The 21,126-nt window shown below is 70.9% G+C and carries 4 protein-coding genes; all 4 read right to left on the reverse strand.

Annotated features, from left to right (window positions below; genetic code table 11):
- Positions 1-3 precede the first annotated feature (3 nt).
- Positions 4-15,705, reverse strand: a complete 15,702-nt coding sequence (locus tag DTL70_RS01380; protein ID WP_114019966.1) for a type I polyketide synthase — start codon at positions 15,703-15,705, stop codon at positions 4-6.
- Positions 15,706-15,823: 118 nt separating this feature from the next.
- A complete protein-coding gene (locus DTL70_RS01385; protein WP_114019967.1) occupies positions 15,824-17,365 on the reverse strand; it encodes a long-chain-fatty-acid--CoA ligase in 1,542 nt (513 codons plus the stop codon).
- Positions 17,362-18,621 (reverse strand): 5-aminolevulinate synthase, encoded by a 1,260-nt coding sequence (hemA, locus tag DTL70_RS01390; protein ID WP_114019968.1) that lies wholly within the window; start codon positions 18,619-18,621, stop codon positions 17,362-17,364. Before hemA ends, DTL70_RS01385 begins: the two co-directional genes overlap by 4 nt.
- Positions 18,622-18,676: 55 nt before the next feature.
- On the reverse strand, positions 18,677-20,260 hold the full coding sequence (locus DTL70_RS01395; RefSeq protein ID WP_114019969.1) for a class I adenylate-forming enzyme family protein: 1,584 nt from the start codon (positions 20,258-20,260) through the stop codon (positions 18,677-18,679).
- Positions 20,261-21,126 lie beyond the last annotated feature (866 nt).

Raw genomic sequence — 21,126 nt, forward strand, 5'->3', positions numbered from 1 at the left:
TGTCTACCTGCCGAGTTCGTTGTCGAGTGCCGCGAAGAGTGCGTCGTCGGTTGCCAGCTCGAGGTCGGCGCCGCCTGCGCCGTCGGCGCCGCCGCCCACCGTCCGCAGCAGCCCGCGCAGCCGCGCGGCATACGTTCCTGCCGGTCCGTCGCCGTCCGCCGGGCCGGCGGCCGACAGAGCGGCCTCAAGTGCGTCAAGGGCCGCTTGGACCGGGTCCACCGCCTCGCCGGCCAGCTCGCCCCGCAGGAATGCGGCGACAGCCTGAGTGGTCGGGTGGTCGAAGACGAGCGTGCTGGACAACCGCAGTCCGGTGGTGGCGTTCAGCCTGTTGCGCAGTTCGACCGCGGTGAGGGAGTCGAAGCCCAGGTCCAGCAGTCCGCGCTGGACGTCGATCGTCCGCGGGGCCGGGTGGGCCAGGACGACGCCGACCTGTTCCCTGACGAAGTCGAGCAGCAGCTGGTGCTGCTCTTCCACATCCAGGCCCGTGAGCCGCTGCGCCAGCGGGATCTCCGCCGGAGCGGAGGCGCGCAGGACCGGCCGGTGCTCGGTGCGCACCAGGCCCCGGTACAGCTCGGGCAGTGCCTCTCCGAGGCTCCGCAGGGCCGCGAGGTCGAGTGCCACCGGCGCGAGCACCGGCCGGCTCTCCGCCTCGCCGTCGGCCTGTGGCACCTCGGCTCCGGCCAGGGCGACGTCGAGGGCGGCGAGTGCGCGGTCGGTCGGCATCGGCAGGATCCCGTTGCGTGCGAGCCTGGCCCGGTCGGCACGGTCGAGGTCGCTCGCCATGCCGTCCTGCCACATCCCCCAGGCGAGGGACACGGCGGGCAGGCCCTCGGCGCGCCGGTGTTCGGCGAGCGCGTCCAAGAAGGTGTTGCCGGCGGCGTAGTTGGCCTGCCCGGCGTTCCCCACCAGGCCGGCGACGGACGAGAAGAGGACGAAGTCCGTCAGCTCCAGTCCGGCGGTCAGCTCGTGCAGGTTCCAGGCGGCTTCCACCTTCGGCCGCAGGACCCGGGAGAGGCTTCCCGGGCTCATGGCCTCCAGCGTGGCGTCCTCGACGACTCCGGCCGCGTGCACGACCGCGGTGAGCGGGTGCTCGTCCGGGATCGAGGCGAGCAGCCCGGCCAGCGCCTCGCGGTCGGCCGCGTCGCATGCCGCGACCCGCACGTCCGCGCCGAGCGCCCTCAGTTCGGCGACCAGGTCCTCCGCCCCGCCTCGCCGGCTGGTGAGCAGGAGGCGGCGGGCGCCGCGGGCGGTCACCAGGTGCCGGGCGACCTGGGCTCCGAGTGCGCCCGTGCCACCGGTGATCAGCACCGTACGCTCCGGGTCGAACGCGTCGTCGGCGTCCGGGATCCGGGCCGGGTGCGGGACCTTGGCAAGCCGGGTCACGTAGGCCTGGCCCTGGTGCAGTGCGAGCTGCGGCCGGGGATCGGCCAGCGCCGCGGCCAGCAGCTCGCGGTCGGCCGGCGAGCCGTCCGTGATCACGTGCTGGAAACGACCCGGGTGTTCCGACTCGGCGGTGCGCAGCAGCCCGGAGAGTGCGCTGTGCGCCAGTTCCCCGGTGCTGACCACGGCGAGCCGCGCTCCGGCCGGCGCGTCGGTGGCGAGCCACTGCCGCAGTACCGCCAGCACCTCCTCCGTGATCCGGCCGGTCTCCTGCACCGTGGCCGGGCGTACCGGAAGGACGACCACGTCGGGTGCGGTCGCGCTGTCCGCCGTCGAGGCGGCCAGGGCGGCCAGGTCGGCGTGGTGCTCGGCGGCGAGTCCGAGGTCGGCCTCGCCGAGGACCGCGAGGGTCGTGCCGCCCCCGGTGGGCAGTTCCACACCGGCCCGCTCCACCGCGTACCCGTACTGGTCGGAGGGGCGGGTCAGCGCGGTCCCCGCCGGCAGGGCCCGCAGGGCGAGCGAGGCGACGGTCGCGACCGGCGCGCCCGTCTCGTCGGCGATGCTGACCGCGACCGTCTTGTCCGGGCCGGCCGACAGCTTGACCCGCAGGACGCCGGTCCACGCCCCGGTCAGCTGGACGCCGCCGAAGGAGAAGGGCAGCCGCAGTCCGGCCGACTCCTGTAGGAGCAGTGGGTGCAGCGCGGCGTCGAACAGTGCCGGGTGCAGGGCGAATCCGTCAGGGGCGGCGGACAGCCCCACCTCGGCGTAGAGATCCTCGCCCGAACGCCATGCCGCCTTCAGGCCCTGGAAGGTGGGGCCGTAGCCGTAGCCCTGGTCGGCGAGGCGGTCGTACAGGCCCTCGACCGGTTGGGGTTCGGCGCCGGCCGGAGGCCAGGACGCGAGGTCGGGTTCGGGGGCGCCGGGTACGGCGGCTCCCACGGTTCCGGTGGCGTGCCGGTTCCAGACGTCGCCTTCCTGGTCTCCGCGCGAGTGGACGGCGACGGGCCGGTGGCCGTCTCCGTCGGGGCCGCCGACGGTGATCTGGAGCTGGAGCGCACCCTCGTCGGGAAGGACCAGGGGTGCCTGGAGGGTGAGTTCCTCCAGCCGCTCGCAGCCGAGTGCGGCTCCCGCGTGGAGCGCGAGCTCCACCAGGGCCGTGCCCGGGACCAGCAGGGTGCCGGCCACGGCATGGTCGGCGAACCAGGGGTGGCTGCGGGCCGAGATCCGGCCGGTGAACAGGACGCCGTCGGAGTCGGCGAGCGGAACCGCGGCCCCAAGGAGCGGGTGCCGTGCGGAGTCGAGTCCCGCTGAGGCGACGTCGCCGCCTCCGGGCCCCTCCGTGAGCCAGTAGCGCCCGCGCTGGAAGGGGTAGGTCGGCAGGTCTGCGGCCGGTCCGGCGTTCTCGCCGAACAGGGCACGCCAGTCTACCGGCACACCCCGTACGTGGGCGTGGGCCAGGGCGGTGACGGCGGTGTGCGGTTCGTCGCGCCCGCCGCGCAGCAGCGGGACCAGCAGCGCCCCCGCGTCGAGGAAGTCCTGCCCCATCGAGCTGAGAACACCGTCAGGGCCGAGTTCCAGGAAGGTCCGCACGCCTTCGGCTTCCAGGGCGCGTGCCGCGTCCAGGAAGCGCACGGGCCGGCGGACGTGCCCGACCCAGTACTCGGGTGTGGTCAGTTCCTCGGCGCCGACCGGTTGCCCGGTCAGGGTGGAGACGATCGGGATGGTGGGCGCGGCGAACGTGAGCCCCTTCGCGACCATGTGGAATTCGTCCAGCATCGCGTCCATGTGCGGGGAGTGGAAGGCGTGGCTGACGCGCAGTCGCTTGGTCCTGCGCCCCCGGGCGGCGAGTTCGGCTCCGACGGCCTCGACGGCATCCGCGTCGCCCGAGAGCACCACGGAGGTGGGGCCGTTGACGGCGGCGACACCCAGCAGGCCCTCCCTGCCGGCGAGCAGCGGCACTACCTCCTGTTCCTCGGCCTGCACTGCGAGCATCGCGCCGCCACCGGGCAGTGCCTGCATCAGCCGGCCGCGGGCCGCGACGAGCTGCGCCGCGTCCGCCAGCGAGAGGACGCCCGCGACGTGCGCGGCGGCCAGCTCGCCGATGGAGTGGCCCGCGAGGAAGTCCGGCCGTACGCCCCAGCCTTCCAGGAGCCGGAAGAGCGCGACCTCGGTGGCGAACAGGGCGGCCTGAGCGAAGCCGGTCTGGTCCAGCGGCACCGGGTCCTCACCGAAGAGGACATCGAGCAGCGGCGTCTCCAGCCACGGGTCGAGCTCTTCGCATACGGCGTCCAGGGCCTCGGCGTAGGCGGGGTAGGCGGTGTACAGCTCCCGGCCCATGCCGAGTCGTTGGCTGCCCTGACCGGTGAAGAGAAAGGCCGTGCGGCCCTGCACGGGTGTGCCCCGCACGGTCAGCGCCGCGCATCCGTCGACCGCTTCGGTGGAGGTGGCAGCCACCACCACGGCGCGGTGCGGCAGTCCGGCCCGTCCTACGGCCAGGGTCCGGCCCGCCGACGCCAGGTCCTGCTGCCCGGTGCCGGCCAGGGCCGCGCCCACCCGGTCGGCCTGCGCACGCAGGGCCGTGTCGGTGTGCGCGGACAGCAGCAGCGGCACGACTGGCATCGGCTCGGGCTGCGGGACCGTCCCCTCGGCCGTCGGCTGCTCCACGATGACGTGCGCATTGGTACCGCTGATGCCGAAGGAGGACACGCCTGCCCGGCGCGCCCGCTCGGTCTCGGGCCACGGCACCGCCTCGGTGAGCAGTTCCACCTCGCCGGTGGACCAGTCCACGTGCGGGCTGGGCTCGTCGATGTGCAGGCTCTTGGGGAGCACCCCGTGCCGCATCGCCATGACCATCTTGATGACGCCGGCCACACCGGCGGCGGCCTGGGAGTGTCCGACGTTGGACTTCAGGGAGCCCATCAGGAGAGGCGCCGGGCGCTCCTGCCCGTAGGTGGCGAGCACGGCCTGGGCCTCGATCGGGTCGCCCAGCGTGGTGCCGGTGCCGTGGGCCTCCAACGCGTCGACGTCCGCGGAGGTCAGGCCCGCGTTGGCCAGGGCTTGCCGGATCACCCGCTCCTGCGAGGGACCGTTGGGGGCGGTGAGGCCGTTGCTCGCACCGTCCTGGTTGACGGCGGTGCCGCGGATCACGCCAAGGATCCGGCGGCCGTTGCGCTGGGCGTCGGAGAGCCGTTCCAGCAGCAGGATTCCGGCGCCCTCGGCCCAGGCCACCCCGTCCGCCCGCGCGGAAAACGACTTGCACCGGCCGTCCGGTGCCAGGCCACGCTGCCGGCTGAATTCCACGAACAGACTGGGCGAGGCCAGCACGGTCGCACCGCCGGCCAGGGCCAGCCCGCATTCGCCGTTCCGCAGCGCCTGCGCGGCGAGGTGGAGGGAGACGAGCGAGGAGGAGCAGGCGGTGTCGACGGTGATCGCCGGTCCCTGTAGGCCGAAGGTGTAGGCGACGCGGCCTGAGGCGACACTGACCGTGCTGCCGACCGACAGGTAGCCTTCCATGGCCTCGGGGACGTCCTTCAGGCGTGCCGCGTAGTCGTTGGCCATGACACCGGCGAACACACCGGTCTGGCTGCCCTTGAGCGAGGTCGGGTCGATACCCGCGCGCTCGAAGGCCTCCCAGGAGATTTCCAGCAGCAGGCGCTGCTGCGGGTCGATGGCGGTGGCCTCCCGGGCGCTCACCCCGAACAGCTCCGGGTCGAACTGCGGAGCCTCGTGGAGGAATCCGCCGTGCCGCGTGTACGAGGTGCCCGCCCGGTCGGGGTCCGTGTCGTACAGGCCGTCCAGGTCCCAGCCGCGGTCGTCGGGGAACGGGCCGATGACGTCACGCTCGTCGGACAGCAGCGCCCACAGCTCCTCCGGGGAGCTGACCTCGCCCGGGTAGCGGCAGGCCATCGATACGATCGCGATCGGCTCGTCGGAGGCGCCTGCGACCGGCTCGGCCTCGGCCATGACGGCGGCCGAGCCGAACAGTTCGGTCCGCAGGAAGTCGGCCAGCCCGACCGTGTTCGGATAATCGAACACCAGCGTCGCAGGCAGCTTCAGGCCCGCGGCCGCGTTCAGCCGGTTGCGCAGTTCCACTGCCGTGAGCGAGTCGAAGCCCAGCTCCTTGAAGGCCCGGTCGGGCGCGACCTGGTCGGCGTCGCTGTGCCCCAGTACGGAGGCCACCACGTCGCGGACCAGTTCCAGCAGCGCGCGCCTTTGCTCCTTCGGGGCCAGGCGCTCCAGGCGTTCCCGAAGGGAGTTCCCGCCCGCCTGCTCACCGGCGGCGGCGCGCCGTGCCGGGCGCACCAGACCGTGGAAGAGCGCGGGCAGGGTGCCGTCCTCGCGCTGTGCCCGCAGTCCGGTGTAGTCCAGCAACGCCGGAACGGGCACCGGCCCACGGGCCGCGAGGGCCGCGTCGAACAGCGCCAGCCCCTGCTCGCTGCCGATGGGGGCGATGCCGCCCCGGGCCATGCGGGCGAGGTCGGCGTCCGTGAGGTGGCCGGTCATCCCGCTGCCCTCGGCCCACAGGCCCCAGACCAGCGACGTACCGGGCAGGCCCAGGGCCCGGCGGTGGTGCGCGAGGGCGTCCAGATAGCTGTTGGCCGCGGCGTAGTTGGCCTGTCCTGCGGTGCCGACCGTACCGGCCAGCGAGGAGAACAGGACGAACGCGTCCAGTTCCAGGCCGGCCGTCAGCTCGTGCAGATGCCGGGCGGCATCCACCTTGGGGCGCAGTACGGTGTCGAGCTGCTCGGCCGTGAGGGCGTGCAGCGTGCCGTCGTCGAGGACACCTGCGGTGTGCAGGACCGCGGTGAGCGGGTGCTGCGAGGGGATCGCGTCCAGCATCGCGGCGACCGCCATGCGGTCGGCCGTGTCACAGGCGACCACGGACACGTCGGCTCCGTGAGCCGCGAGTTCTGCCTCCAGCTCCGGCATGCCCGCCGCGTCCCGGCCGCGGCGGCTCGCCAGCACCAGGTGCCGGGCGCCGTGTCCGGCGACGAGGTGGCGGGCGAACATCCGGCCCAGCGTGCCGGTGGCGCCCGTGATGAGCACGGTGCCCTGGGGGTTCAAGGCGGGCACGGCGTCATCCGTCGCCGGCGACTTGACCAGCCGCGGTACGCGCAGTGCCCCGTCCCGCAGGCTCACCTGCGCGTCCGGTACGGCCAGCGCACGGCCGAGCTCGGCCTCGGTGAGGTCCCGGTCCGGCAGATCCAGCAGCCCGAACCGGCCGGGGTTCTCGGCCATGGCGGTACGTACCAGCCCCCAGACGGGAGCCGAGGCGAGTCCGTCCTCGGTACGGGCGGTGGTCGCGTCACGGGTCACGAAGACCAGGCGCGAGCCCGCGAACCGTTCCTCGGCGAGCCACTCCTGGGCCAGCCTCAAGGCCCGGTGTGCCACGGCGCCGGGCCCGTCCTCACCGGGGAAGGGGACCACGACGAGCGGCGGGGTTGCGACCATGCCGGCGAGGTCGGCGTAGCTGCCCAACGGGGCGGGCAGCTCCCACCGGCCGCTGCCGGACTCGTCGAGGACGGCCCATCCGGCGGCCGGGGCGGCCTCCGGGGCGGTCGCCCACTCCACCTGCAGCAGCGGCTGGCGGGAGGCGCCCGAGCCGGCCAGCCGCGCGGGGTCCACGGCCCGCAGGCTGAGCGTCTGCACGGACGCGACCGGCGCACCGCTCGCGTCGGCGAGGGACAGGGCGGCACCCGAGCCCTCCGGCGTGATCCGTACCCGCAGCACGCCGGCGTTCACCGCGTGCAGCCGGACGCCGGTCCAGGCGAACGGCAGCACCACGCGGCTGTCCTCCGCGAGGGCCAGCGGGTGCAGGGCGGCGTCGAGGAGGGCCGGGTGGATCCCGAACTCGTCAGGGGGGACGTCCTGCGGGAGCGCGACCTCGGCGAACATCTCCTCTCCCGCGCGCCACAGCGCCCGCAGGCCCTGGAAGGCGGGTCCGTACTCGAAGCCCCGCTCGGCGAGCATGTCGTACGCCGCCGTCAGGTCGACCGGCTCGGCGCCGGCCGGGGGCCAGGCGGTGTCGGCCGGTACGCCCGCACGTTCCTCCGCGTACCCCAGTACGCCGGTGGCGTGCAGGGTCCACGGGTGGACCGCGGTGTCCTCGGATTCGGGCTCCGGGCGCGAGTGGACCGACAGCGCGCGCCGGCCCTCCTCGTCCGGAGCCTCGACCACGACCTGGAGCTGTACCGCGGCGCGCCCGTGCGGCACCAGCGGTGCCTGGAGGGTCAGCTCGTCGAGCTGGTCGAGGCCCGTGTGGTCACCCGCCCGGATGGCGAGGTCGACGAAGGCCGTACCGGGGAGCAGCACGGTGCCGGACACGGCGTGGTCCGCCAGCCAGGGCTGCGTGTGCAGGGCGATCCTGCCGCTCAGGACCAGCTTGTCCTCGTCGGCCATCCAGAGCGCGGCGCCGATGAGCGGGTGCCGCTCGGCGGTCATGCCGAGCCCCCCCGCGTCCCCGGCCCGCGCCGGGCCCTCCAGCCAGTAGCGCCGGCGCTGGAAGGGGTAGGTCGGCAGGTCGACGACCGCGCCGGGGCCGCCGACCACGGCAGCCCAGTCGAGCGGGGCGCCCGAGACGTGGGCCTGCGCCGCGGAGGCGAGGAAGTCGTCGAGTCCGCCCTCGTCGCGGTGGAGCGAGGGCACGGTGACGGCGCTGTCGTACGACGTGTCGTCGATCGTCTCCTGAAGCGCCATGGTCAGCACCGGGTGGGCGCTGGCCTCGATGAAGACGCGGTGGTCCTGGTCGAGCAGGGTCCGGGTGGCCTCTTCCAGCCGGACGGTCTGGCGCAGGTTGCGGAACCAGTAGGAGCCGTCGAGCTCCGTGCCCTCCAGCGACTGCCCGGTGACGGTGGAGAGGAAGGGCACCTCGACGGCGCGCGGAGTGATCGAGGACAGGGCGTCGCGAAGCTCTTCCCGCAGGCTTTCGACGTGCGCGGAGTGGGAGGCGTAGTCGACCGGGATGCGCTTGGCGCGCATGCCGTTGTCCTTGCAGTGGGCGACCAGCTTTTCCAGAGCGGTCACCTCTCCGGCGACCACAACGGACCGCGGGCCGTTGTGTGCCGCGATGTCGATGGCGCCGTCCCAGCGGGCGATGAGCTCGCGGACCTCGTCGGCCGGAAGGGCCACCGAGACCATCCCGCCCGTACCCGCCAGCCGCACGACCGCCCGGCTGCGCAACGCCACGACCTTCGCCGCGTCGTCCAGCGACAGCGCCCCCGCCACAGCGGCCGCCGCGATCTCGCCCTGCGAGTGGCCGATCACCGTGTCCGGCTCGATACCCGTCGAACGCCACAACGCGGCCAGGGACACCATCACCGCCCACAGCGCCGGCTGCACCACCTCCACCCGATCGAATCCGGGCGCCCCCTCCACACCGCGCAGGACATCCAGCAGCGACCAGTCCGTGTACGGCGCCAGCGCCCGCTCGCACTCCACCAGCCGGGCGGCGAACACCGGGGAGGAGTCGAAGAGGTCCAGAGCCATGCCTTGCCACTGCGAGCCCTGGCCCGGGAACACGAACACCGTCTTGCCCGTGCCCGTGCCCGTGCCCGCACCCTGCACCAGGTTCGCCGCGGGCCGGCCCGAGGCCAGCGCCTCAAGACCCGCCAGCAGCTCATCCCGGTCGGTGCCCGAAACCGCCGCCCGGAAGGGGAGGTGCGGGGCCCGAGTCGCGAGAGCGGAGGCCGCCCGCGCCGGATCGACGGTCTCCGAGGCCAGCAGCTCGCGCACCTGCCCGGCACGCGCCGCCAGGGCCGCCTCGCTCTTCGCCGAGACCACCAACGGAAGCCCCGCCACCGCCGGCTCACCGGCCACGACCGGCTCCGGGCCCTGCTCCAGGACCACATGCGCGTTCGTACCGCTGATGCCGAACGAGGACACCGCCGCACGACGCGGACGCGCCACCTGCGGCCACGCCTGACGCTCGGTGACCAGCTCCACCGCACCCGTCGACCAGTCGACGTGCGGCGTCGGCTCGTCCACGTGCAGCGTCGCCGGGAGCTCTCCGTTCCGCATCGCCATCAGCATCTTGATGATGCCCGCGACACCCGCGGCCGCCTGCGTGTGACCGATGTTCGACTTGATCGATCCCAGCCGCAGCGGCTCGTCGCGGTCCTGGCCGTAGGTGGCCAGCAGCGCGTTGCCCTCGATCGGGTCACCGAGCCGGGTACCGGTGCTGTGCGCCTCGACCGCGTCCACTTCGCCCGGAGCGAGGCGGGCGTTGGCGAGGGCCTGGCGGATGACGCGTTCCTGCGCGGGGCCGTTGGGGGCGGTGAGGCCGTTGCTCGCACCGTCCTGGTTGACCGCGGACCCACGGATCACGCCGAGGATGTCGTGTCCGAGCCGCTGAGCGTCCGACAGCCGCTCCAGCACCAGCAGGCCCGCGCCCTCGCCCCAGCCCGTACCGTCCGCCGAGGCCGCGAACGACTTGCAGGTCCCGTCCGGCGCCAGACCGCGCTGACGCGAGAACTCGACGAACGTCGTCGGCGTGGACATCACGGTGACACCGCCGGCGAGGGCCATCGAGCACTCGCCCTGGCGCAGCGACTGCGCGGCGAGGTGCACCGCCACCAGCGACGAGGAACACGCCGTGTCCAGCGTCACCGTCGGCCCCTCAAGACCGAACGTGTAAGCCACCCGGCCCGACACGACGCTCGAGACCGTGCCCGTCAGCAGATGTCCTTCGAAGCCCTCCGGGGCACTCCCCAGGCGCGACCCGTAGTCGTTGTACATCACCCCCGCGAAGACACCGGTCGGGGAGCCGCGCAGCGAGGCCGGGTCGATTCCCGCACGCTCCAGCGCCTCCCACGCGACCTCGAGCAGCACCCGCTGCTGCGGGTCGGTCGCGAGCGCCTCCCGCGGACTCAGGCCGAAGAACTCGGCATCGAAGTCCGCCGCCTCGTAGAGGAATCCGCCCCTGCGCGTGTACGACGTGCCGGTCTTCTCGGGGTCCGGGTCGTAGAGGGATTCCACGTCCCAGCCGCGGTCGGACGGGAACGCGTCGATCGCGTCCCGGCCCTGTGCGACGAGCCGCCACAGGTCCTCCGGCGAGGCGACCTCGCCCGGGTAGCGGCACCCCATACCGACCACGGCGATCGGCTCGTCCACACCCGGGGCGTGGGCGACCGCCGACGGGACGACGGCCGTTCCGGTCGCGTCGAGCCGGTCCAGCAGGAAGTCCGCCACCGCCCGGGGCGACGGGTGGTCGAATACGAGGGTGGTGGGCAGTCGCAGCCCGGTCACCGAGGTGAGCCGGTTGCGCAGTTCGACGCCCGTGAGGGAGTCGAAGCCAGTGTCCGTGAAGGGCTTGGCCAGGTCGATTCCGGCGTCGGCCCCGTGCCCGAGAACCAGCCCCACGGTCTCCCGTACGGTCTTCAGCACGGCCTGCGCCCGCTCCTGACCGGTCAGCGCGAGCAGCCGCTGGACCCACGACGAGTCGGCGCCGCCCGCGCCGCCGGCCGCCTGCCTGCGGCGCGGACGGACCAGCCCGGTGAACAGCCCGGGCAGCGCGTTCTCCGCGGCCCGTGCGCGCAGGGCGCCCAGGTCGAGTTCGGCGGGGACCAGCAGCGGCTCCGCCGAGGCGAGTGCCGCGTCGAACAGGTCGAGGCCCAGCTGCGGGTTCAGCGGGACGATCCCGCTGCGCTTCCACCGCGCGACGTCGGTGTCGGCGAGGGTCGCGGCCATTCCGTCGGCGCTGTCCCACAGGCTCCACGCGAGAGAGGTGGCGGGCAGGTTCCGGGCGCGGCGGTGGCGCGCGAGGGCGTCGAGAAAGGTGTTCGCGGCCGCGTAGTTGGCCTGTCCGGCATTGCCGATGAGACCCGCGATGGACGAGAACATGACGAACGAGGCGAGGCCGGCGGACTCGGTGAGGCAGTGGAGGTTCCAGGCCGCGTCCACCTTCGGGCGCATCACCCGCTCCAGATGACCGGCCGACAGTGACGCGATCGTCGCATCGTCCAGGACACCGGCCGTATGCACGACGGCGGTCAGCGGACGCTCGGCCGTGACCTGGGCCAGCAGTCCCGCCAGCGCGTCGAAGTCCGACACGTCGCACGCCGCCACCGAAGCGCGCGCGCCCAGCTCCGCCAGCTCCGCCACGAACTCGGCGGCACCCGGGCTCTCACCGCCACGGCGCGACACCAGCAGCAGGTGCCGCGCGCCGTGCTGCGTCACCAGCCGGCGCGCCACCAGCCGGCCGAGCGTCCCCAGAGCACCGGTCACCAGGACCGTACCCTCCGGATCCAGCCCCTCCGCCTGACCCACCGGACCCGCCGCGGCACTCGCCAGCCGCGGCACGAACAGCTCGCCGCCCCGCACCGCCACCTCGGGCTCACCCGAGGCCAGCACGCCAGGCAGCAGCTCCGTACCGCCCTCGTCCACGTGGACGAGGACCAGCCGGTCGGGCTGCTCGGTCTGCGCGGTACGGATCAGGCCCACGAGCGGGGCCGTGTGCAGCGCGCCGTCCGGTACGACGAGGACGAGGCGGCTCTCGGCGAACTGCGGGGCGGCCAGCCATTCCCGTACCGCCTCCAGCCCGCGCACCGCCGTGGTGTGGGTCCGGTCGAGCACATCACCGGTGCTGCCGCCCACGAGCTCCCGCTCGCCGAGCACCACGAACTCCGGTGCTCCGGCTCCGGCGTCGACCGCGGCGCCGAGCGCGGCGAGATCGGCGTAGGGTGCCTCGCCCAACCGGACCCACCGCTGCTCGGCGACCGGCTCGGCCTCCGGGACAGCGTCCCAGGCCACCCGGTACAGGGACTCCGCTTCCTGGCCGGCGACGGCGAGCTGATCGCGGGCGATCGGCCGCAGGGCGACCGACTCGATAGCCGCCACCGGAGCGCCGGCGCCGTCGGCGAGAGCGAGACGGGCCGAGTCCTGGCCGGTACGGGTCCAGCGGACGCGCAGCACCGTGGCGCCGACCGCGTGCAGGGCGAAGCCCGAGAACGAGAACGGCAACCGGATCGTGCCGCCGTCCTGCGCCGGGGCCGCGTCCTCAAGTACCAGCACGAGCGGGTGCAGCACCGCGTCGAGGAGGGCGGGGTGCACGCCGAAGCGCGCGGCTTCGGCGTGCAGCTGGTCGGGCAGGGCGACCTCGGCGAAGAGGTCGTCACCGGCGCGCCAGGCAGCGCGCAGGCCGTGGAACGCCGGCCCGTAGCCGTAGCCCATGTCGTCGAGGCGGTCGTAGACGCCGTCCAGCGGGATGGGGACGCCGTCGGCCGGGGGCCACGGGGCCAGAGAGTCGCCCGGCGCGGGGACGGAGGACGTGAGCAGGCCGGCCGCGTGGGCGGTCCACTGCTCGTCGCCGGTCCGCGCGTACACGGTGAACTGACGATCCCCGCGCGCGTCGGCCCGGTCGACGGTCAGCCGCAGCTGAACGCCCCCCTTCTCCGGGAGAGCCAGGGGTGCCTGGACGGTGAGTTCCTCGACGGTGGCGTGGCCCAACTGCTCGGCCGCGGCGCCCGCGAGCTCCAAGAACACCGTGCCAGGAACCAGGACCGTCCCATCGATCGCGTGATCGGCCAGCCACGGATGCGAGGACAGCGACACCGAAGCCGAGAACTGCACCGCGTCCCCGTCCGGCTCCGCGATCACCGCGGCCAGCAGCGGGTGGTCGACAGCCATGAGACCCAGCCCCGCCGCATCACCGGAACGCGGCGCGTCCAGCCAGTGGCGTTGGCGTTGGAAGGCGTAGGTGGGCAGTTGCACCAGGCCGGAGCCCGGTACGAACCGCTCCCAGTCCACGTCCACGCCGTGTGCGTGCACAGTGGCCAGGGCGGCAAGGAGGGTACGCCTCTCGGCACGGTCCTTGCGCAGCACCGGCACCACGACCGCGCCCCCGGCCCGGCCCCCGACCTCGGTCCCGGTCTCGGTCTCGGTCTCGGTCTCGGTCTCGGTCTGGGCCAGGCACTCGCTCGTCAGACCCGCGAGTGTCGCGTCGGGACCCACCTCCACATACGCGGTCACGCCAAGACCGGCCAGCGTGGCGATACCGTCGGCGAAACGGACCGCGGAACGCGCCTGAACAGCCCAGTACTCCGCCGTGAACTCCTCGACCACCTCACCCGTGACATTCGAAACAACCGGAATGCGGGGAGCCTCATACGTCACAGACCGGGCGACCTCGGTCAACTCCGCCAGCAGACCCTCCTGATGCGCCGAGTGGAAAGCATGGCTCACCTTCAGCCGCGTAGCCTTAACCCCCTCCCCCCGAGCCAGCTCAGCAACCTCCAGCACCGCCGCCTCATCACCCGAAACCACCGTGCTCGAAGGGCTGTTACACCCGGCCACCTCCACACCACTACGCCCCTCAAGCCACCCCGCAACACGCGCCTCCCCCGCATTCACAGCGACCATCGCACCACCCCGGGCCACACCGTCCATCAAACGCGCCCGCGCACACACCAAACGCGCCGCGTCCTGGACAGACAACACCCCCGCCACATGAGCCGCCGCCAACTCCCCCACCGAATGCCCCACCACATAATCCGGGACCACCCCGTAATGCGACAACAGACGGAACAACGCCACCTCGACCGCGAACAACGCCGGCTGAGTGAACAACGTCCGCTCAAGCAACTCCGGCTCGCCCCCGATCACCCCCGCAACCGAACGACCCACATACACATCCAACGCCGCAACAACCTCATCAAAGGCAGCCGCGAACACCGGCTCCCCCGCATACAACTCACCCCCCATACCCACACGCTGACTCCCCTGCCCCGAAAACAGGAACGCCACAGAACCCGCAGGCACCGCACGACCCGACACCACACCAGCCGCAGGCGCACCCGCAGCCAACGCCCGCACACCCGCCAGGAGCTCCTCCCGGGTCTCCCCCACAACCACCGCACGGTGATCGAAGCGCGTACGCGACACCGCCAGCGAACGGCCCACCGCCGCGACATCCAACCCCGGCCGCTCCTCCACGAACGACACCAGCCGCCCCGCCTGACCAGCAGCAGCCTCAGCCGACTTGCCCGACACCACCCACGGCACCACACCTGAGCCGGGCTCGGCGCCAGGCGACTCCTTCTCCGCCGCTGCCTCGGTGCGCCAGTCCGAGAGCACGACGTGGCAGTTCGTGCCGCCCATGCCGAAAGAGCTGACACCCGCGTAGAGAGACTCGTCCGGGCGCGGCCACGGCTCGACGCTCTGCTGCACGGCGAGCTTCAGCTCATCGAGCGGAATGCGCGGGTTGGGGGTTTCGAAATTCAGGCTCGGTACGAGCTCGCGGTGACGGAGGCAGAGCGCCGCTTTCAGCAAGCCGACGATGCCGGCGGCGCCCTCGAGGTGCCCGACGTTGGTCTTCACCGATCCGACCCGCAGCTCGGCCCCGTCCACCCGGTCGCCACCGAGCACCGCGCCCAGAGCCGACGCTTCGATCGGGTCGCCCAGCTCGGTACCCGTGCCGTGCAGTTCGACGTACTGCACCTGCTCCGCTGAGACCTCGGCACGCTCGTACGCCTGCCGCAGGACACGCTGCTGGCCGGCCCCACTCGGTACGGTGAGACCCTCGGTCGTCCCGTCGTTGTTCATCGCGCTGCCGTGCAGCACGCAGTAGATAGGGTCGCCGTCTGCCACGGCCGCGTGCAGCGGCTTGAGCACCACGAACGCGCCACCCTCACCGCGCACATATCCATTCGCCCGCGCATCGAAGACGAAGCTGCGACCGTCTGGTGAAAGTGCGCCGAACCGCTCCGCGCCGAGGGTGCTGTCCGGCACCACATTGAGGTTGACACCGCCTGCGATGGCCATGGCGGACTCGCCGCGGCGCAGGCTCTCGGCTGCCAGGTGCACCGCGACCAGTGAGGAGGACTGGCCGCTGTCCACGGCCGCACTCGGTCCATGCAGACCCAGGGTGTAGGAGATCCGATTGGCAACAACGCCACGGCTGAGGCCGGTCAGCGTGTGGCGGGTGATGCCGTCGGCTCCGTGCCGGTGTGTGAGGGCGGCATAGTCGTCGGCGATAACACCGGCGAAGACACCTGTCCTGCTCTCGGCGAGATCGGACGGGAGGATCCTGGCGTCCTCCAGTGCCTCCCAGGCGAGTTCGAGCATGAGCCGCTGCTGCGGATCCATCGACGAGGCCTCACGCGGACTGATGCCGAAGAAACCCGCGTCGAAGCCGCTGACGTCCTCGAGATAGCCCCCCGGCCGTGAGGGCAGTTCGGGGCGGCTCTCCGGGGGCGCGCCCAGCGCGCTGCGGCCGTCACGCAGCAGCTGCCACAGCTGAGCGGGGTTCTCCGCTTGCGGCAGCCGGCAGGACATACCGACGATGGCTATCGCTTCGGTCGATGTCGACGTGTCTGCTTGAAATTCAACCATGGTCGAGCTGTCCTACCTATTGTTGCGTACGATGCTTGGGCGCAGGCGTATCACCCGCAGCCGCCCTGCGGGTGATATACGCGTTGTTTCTGTGCCGCCCGGTGAGCCGCACAGGCAGCTACGAACCGGCGGTCGGACCGTATTTCGAGGCGAGCGCCTGCTTGAGAACTTTCCCGCTGGCTCCCACCGGGAGTGATTCGATGAACTCGACCCGCCGCGGGTATTTATATGCGGCGAGACGCTGCTTGCCCCATTCGTAGATCTCCTGATCCGCTCCAGCGGTCAGCGCCTCCGGCTGGGCAGGCACGACAACGGCCCAGACCTCCTCACCGAGCTCAGGGTGCGGAACACCGATCACCGCCACCTGCGCCACGGCCGGATGCCCGACGAGGATCTCCTCGATTTCGAGCGGGTAGACGTTGTAGCCACCACGAAGGATCAAGTCCTTCTTACGGCCCACGACCGAAAGGTAACCGTCGTCATCCAGCCGGCCGAGATCGCCGGTAAGGAACCAGCCGTCGATCAACACCTCGTCAGTGATATCCGGGCGGCCGAGGTATCCGGCCATGACGTTCGGACCGCGCACCACGATCTCGCCCACCTCACCGGCGGGCAGGAGATCGATCCTGTCGCCATCCGGCCGAGCTATACCGACAGTGATGCCAGTGATCGGAACACCGACCGTTCCGGGGCGAAACGACAGGCCGGGATAGTGATACGCAACGCTGCAGGAGGTCTCGGTCATCCCGTATCCCTCGTACACCGGACATCCGAACGTGCTGCGGACATCGTTGAGGGTTTTGACCGGAAGCGCCGATCCGCCGCTGTACACGCGGTCGAGCTGTGGGACCTGCTCTCCTTGGGCCGCCGCGTCGAGCAACTTGACATACATGGTCGGCACGCCCATGAACACCGTGCATCGGTGCTTCGCCATCAGTGCGAGGGCCTCCCGTCCGGAGAACCTCGGCATCATGACGAGGGAAATACCGGCGCGGAATCCAGTCAGCATGCCGCAGATCTGACCGAAGCCGTGCGCCAGCGGCAGACACCCGAGCAGGACGTCGTCGCTCCGGAACGCGTACGGAGTCGTGACCATCCTCTCGACGTTGTACAGAATATTCCGGTGGGTGAGCATCACCCCTTTCGGCTCACCCGTCGTACCGGACGTGTAGAACACGACCGCGACATCGTCGGCTCCCCGCGCTGCGGAAATCTCGATCGGCGCCGCGTCCTGTGCCGCGTCCTCCAGGTCGACAGTGCCCGCAGGGCCCGGGCCAACCGTGAGGAGTGCCGCGCCGACCGGCTCTGCCGCCTCGCGCGCCCGAGCGAACAGTGAGGCGCCACAGACCAGAAAAGAGGCGTCCGCATCGGTCAGTACGTGCTCGATCTCCGACGCGGTCGACATGACGTTCAGCGGGATCGCGACGGCGCCGGCCGTCAGCACGCCGAAGTAGGTAACGGGAAACTGCGGGGTGTCGGCCAAGAGCACCGCGACCCGGTCTCCTGGCCGTACCCCGTTGGCTCGCAGCACAGAGGCGCAGCGACGCGCCTGTTCCCACAGCCACCCGTACGTGAAGTGCTCGGACTCGTAGATCAGGGCAGAGTGGTCGGGTCGCTGCGCCGCTGTGCCGGCCAGCACCGCGGCAACTGACGTGGTCATCGCGGCGACAGTCCGTCTTTCGCGGTGATGGGCCAGTCCCGGGCACTCGCAGTCGGTATGTGCAATTCCTCCCACAGCCCCTGAAGAGCGCGGGCGAAGTTCTCGACATCGCTCTGTTCGTGCACGGCAGACGGAGCGATCCGCAGGATCTCCTCACCCGCGGGCACGCTGGGGGCGTTGATGGACTGGACGTAGATACCGTGCCGCTCGAACAGCAACTGGGACGCCCGCTTACAGGTGTCGTCGTCACCGACGAAGGCCGAAACGATATGGGACTCCGTCGAGAGGAACGGGATGTCGGCCTCGATCAGCAGGCGGTGCAAGAGCCCCGCGTTCTCCGAGAGAAGCTTTCGCTCGACGTCGGAGGACCGCAGGTACTGAACCGACGCCAGCGAAGCGGCCGCCACCGCGGGCGGCAGCGAGGTGGTGAAGACGAACGAGCGCGAATAGGTCCGCACCGCGTCCACGAGGGCCGCCGGGCCCGCAATGTAGCCGCCGACCGTTCCGAAGCCCTTCGCCAAGGTACCCATCACGACCGTGAACCGGTCGGCGATGCCTTCCCGCGCGGCGATGCCGGCGCCTTGCGGGCCGTACATACCGACCGCGTGGACCTCGTCGATGAAGGTCGTAGCACCGTACTTGTCCGCGACATCGGCAATCTCGGCAAGCGGTGCGATGTCGCCCGACATGGAGTAGACGGATTCCGCGACGATCAGCTTCGGGCAGTCGGCGGGAGCGGCCGCGAGCAATTCCTCCAGGTGGGCGACGTCGTTGTGGCGGAAGATGCGCTTCTGCGCACCGCTGTGCCGTAGACCATCGATGATCGAGGCGTGGTTCTTCGCGTCGGAAAACACGACGGTGTCCTTGGGCGTCCCCGCCAGCACGGTGAGAGAGCCTTCGTTGGCCGTGTAGCCCGAGGTGAAGAGGAGCGCGGCTTCCTTACCGTGCAGATCCGCCAGCTCATTTTCGAGAGAAACGTGATGGTGGTTGGTTCCACCGATGTTCCGGGAGCCTCCGGAGCCCACGCCATGGGTGTCGATCGCGGCCTGCATGGCCGCGATGGTCTGGCGATTCTGACCCATCCCCAGATAGTCGTTACTGCACCAGACGCTTACTTCGGAATCCACCCCATCGCGCCGCGCAGTCGCCATGGGGTAGTTACCGGAACGACGGCCGATCTCCAGGAACTCGCGCTTGCTTTGAGCAAGATCGCCAGCGATATTCCCGTCCAGATACGATGCCAGGTGAGCGTGCATTCATTTGCCTTCTCGACGTAGCGGGTGTGTGGATGTGCGGACCAGCGGGCCTACGCTAGACATACTGCGATCGCAGGAGCACCTTGTCGGGCTTGTCGTTGCGATTCAGCGGTAGCCTGTCCAGTACGTGAATCTTCTCGGGTACGTGAATCGGGGACAGCGACTCAGCGATTCCCGCGCGGATGTCGGCCACTTCGACCACCGCGCCCGGATCACATTCGATGGCGGCGTGGATGTGCTCACTGCCATCCTCGTCTCGCACGCCGTAGACAGCGGCGTGCCGGACGCCTGCGTGGGCAAGAATTTCCGCCTCGAGAACTATGGGATGAACCTTGACGCCACCGACCTTGATCACATCGGCCACCCGACCCAAGAGAGTCAAATAGCCTCGCTCGTCGAGATATCCGATATCTCCGGTGGAATACATGCCGTCCCGAAGAACCCGTGCAGTCAATTCCGGGTCGCCGTTGTAGCCGTCCATCATCTGAGGTGAGCGGACGTGGACCTCACCGACTTCCCCCGTCGCCAGCTGCGCACCCGTATCCGAGTTGCAGACTGTGACCTCCACCTGGGGAAGGGGCTGCCCGACGGTGCCGGCGAGATCGGGGTCGCCGTGGTCCTGAGGTGTGAGGTACGCGATGTGACCGCACTCGCTCGTGGCATACCCCTGCGTCACAACAGGGCCGAGAAGCTGAAAAGCCTGTGCAATTCTGGCGGGTGCTGCCGGGCTACCGCCATAGGGGATCAGTTTCAGCGAAGACAAGCCCGCGGCTGCCACCGCGTCACGGTCGCAGATTCCCCGCTCAAGCAAATGGTCGACGAGTTGGAACACGTGGTTTGTCGCCATGAAGGTCCATGAGATTTCCTTCTCCGTGGAGAGCGTGTCCACGATGTTCTTGGCATCGAAGCTCTCATGGAGATGGATCGTTCCACCCAGGGCGAAGACCGCGTCTGCCAACGGGGCAACGGCATGGCTCAGCGGGGTCGACAGCAGCGTCGAGACGCAGTCGTGTCGACGACCAAGGTCCATCCACGCACGCACGGTGGCTTCCCACGCGCGGCCGGACAACCGGATGCCCTTCGGTCGTCCTGTGCTGCCACTCGTGAAGTTGAGGGCGGCCAGCGCATCCGGGTCCCAGGGCACGGCGTCCGGGGTGGCGGCGCCATCGGCCCGGCCGGCCTCATCGCGGCCCCCCTGCTGACGCCGCGTTACCGGGATGCCACTCCGCTCGGCGAGCTCTGTCGCGCGCTCCGCCCCTTCGGTATCGGCATAGACGGTGACGGCTCCGGTGTCGTGCAGCATTTGGATTTGGTGATCCACGGGAAGGACCGTGTCCCTGGTACCAGGGTTGGTGGTGCGCAAATAGCACACGGCGCCGCCGAGCAGATGTGCCGCATACCGCACGGTGAGCATCTCGGGACTGTTGGGGGCGACCAGAATCGCCACTACATCCCCCTTGCCCACTCCACGATCGCGCAGCGCAAGGAACGTCTCAGTCACGTACTGAATCAAGTCGCCTGCGGAGAAGGCTTCGCCACGCCAATAGACGACATCTCGACCCGGCTCGGCTGCGAGCAGGGAGAGGGTCTCCGACGCATAACTTTGACTTGCGCTCCACCAATGCTCGCGCAGGCTCATGGAATCCCCTTTGATATTGCCGGCATAACGACGCCATCCAATTGGCGGATTCAATCTTCGCCACACAGCCGAAGTGATCGGCAGATCGTTCGAGTAGGTATAACGGAGCGTCGGCAGGGGCGTCGGTAGGAGCGTCGGTAGGCGCCCCGGTCGGGGTAGCCGTTCGGGGCAGCCGTACGGCTGCCCAGGGCGGTCGGCGTCCTCGATCGGGTGCCGGTGGAGTCGTCGTTCGAGGCGATCGAGGCCGAAGAGGCCGTGGCCCGGGTGCCTGTGGAAGAACCCGGAGGCCCGGTGGCCGAGTTGGCGGTGCGGATGGAGGCCGGGGCGTGAGCGGCTGCCTCGGCTGGCGATCGCACAGGGGGCGGCCGGCGGGCTTCTCGCGAGGACGGTCTTCGATGATCCGGGAGAGACAGTGCGGGAAACGCCGCAGGCGCGGTGGAAGAGGTGTCGTCGTTCGAGGCGAAGCGGCGGGTCGTGAAGGTTCTGGCGGCACCGAGTGGCGGCCGGACCTGGAGCCGGGTGTGCTGCCACGGGCCCACCAGGACATCCAGGAGGTCGCGGGGGACGCTCCGGGGCCGTGCGGGCCAAGCAGATCGGCCGCGGTCCGGCCTTGCGGCCGAGACCGCGAAGATCGGGGGAGCACGCGCGAAGCCGATGCGTCTGGTCGAACGAGGCTGTCCCGGTCCGCCCACCTCGCCCTGACAAGCGCCCCCTCGCTCGTATCGGGCCGCCACTCGTGCGGAGAGCACGACGGACAGCTCCTCGAAGGTCACGCCGCTGTGCCAGGCCGTCGCCATCCGGGAGGTGTGCAGGTGGCCGTGCACCACCGACCGGGCGCGGAATGCGGCGGCGCCAATCGGCCGTCC

The sequence above is a fragment of the Streptomyces diacarni genome (assembly GCF_003323715.1).
GTDB classification, from domain to species: Bacteria; Actinomycetota; Actinomycetes; order Streptomycetales; family Streptomycetaceae; genus Streptomyces; species Streptomyces diacarni.